The sequence below is a fragment of the Natrinema soli genome (assembly GCF_028618695.1).
The window spans coordinates 1-1,113 of the sequence record NZ_JAQIVI010000190.1; the positions used below are offsets into that span (position 1 = coordinate 1).

The 1,113-nt window shown below is 66.5% G+C and carries 1 protein-coding gene and 1 pseudogene; both read left to right on the plus strand.

Features of this window, described 5'->3' with window-relative positions; translation table 11 throughout:
- A pseudogene (locus PGX04_RS12475) lies at positions 1-138 on the plus strand (HEAT repeat domain-containing protein); the annotation flags it as partial.
- Positions 139-307: 169 nt separating this feature from the next.
- On the plus strand, positions 308-1,113 hold an 806-nt coding region (locus PGX04_RS12480; RefSeq protein WP_465263810.1), incomplete at its 3' end, for a phospholipase D-like domain-containing protein.

Sequence of the window (1,113 nt, forward strand, 5' to 3'; positions counted from 1 at the left end):
GTCCGGGCCAGCGCCGCGTGGGCGCTCAACCGCATCGGCACCCAGGACGCCCTCGAGACCGTCGCCGACTACGACGACGACCGCGCCTACCTCGTGCAGGCCGAAGCCGAGAGCGTGGACCTCGAGCCCGCGGCCTGACGATCGAAATTTCGGAGAAGCGTCTTTTGACTGGTTTCGATCGCCCACACCAAAAAAGAAACACGAGCGGTAGTACCTCCCAGTATCCTACCGCTACGGGCGGATCCAATCGCGACCAGCACCCGTTGGCGCCGATATTTTAAGTAGGGAAAGGCGGCCAGACGGGGCGATGGATCTCCGGCGGGCCGCTCTCGTCGCCGTACTCGCCTGCTGTCTCGTTGCCAGTGCAACGATACTCGCTGGGTTCGCGGTCGCCAACGGAACGTCGGGGCGCGAACTGGCCGCCGCTCGAGCAGCCGCGGATGGAACGCCGATCCCGTCCGAACTCGCCTGTCCGCCTCGAGCGGACGACACACCACCGACGACCACGGATGTCCCTCAGCAACCCCAAATCGTCGGCCTCTATCCGAACCCCACCACCGACGGCAACGCGGGCGAGTTCGTCGTCCTCGAGGTCCCGCCCGGAACCCGACTCGAGGCCCTGACGCTCACGGACGGTCACACGACGGCGACACTCCCGAACGAGATAGTCACCGAGCGCATCGCCGTGAGTTCGGCCCCGAACGTCACGAAAACGCTGACCGAACTCCCGGTCCTCGGGCTCGAGGGCAACCTCCGGCTCGCGAATGACGGCGACGACCTGCGACTCAGAAACGCGACGACGACGATCGATGCGGTATCCTACGACCGTGTGCCGGTCGCAGAACGATGGTACCGAACGGCGGCAGTTACCGACAAAACGAACAACGGCAACGATGGCCAGTGGTGGCCGCGAGACGCGACCTGTCTCCCCGTCTCGAGCGCCGAGGTCGACGAGGCGACGGCGTTCGTCCTCCCCGACGGCCCCGAGGTCCCGCGGGAGACGGTTCGGAACGCCGACGAACGACTGCTGCTGGCCGGCTACACCGTCACCTCCGACGCGATCGCCGCGGATCTCGTCGATGCGGTCGAACGCGGCGTCGACGTCTCGGTGCT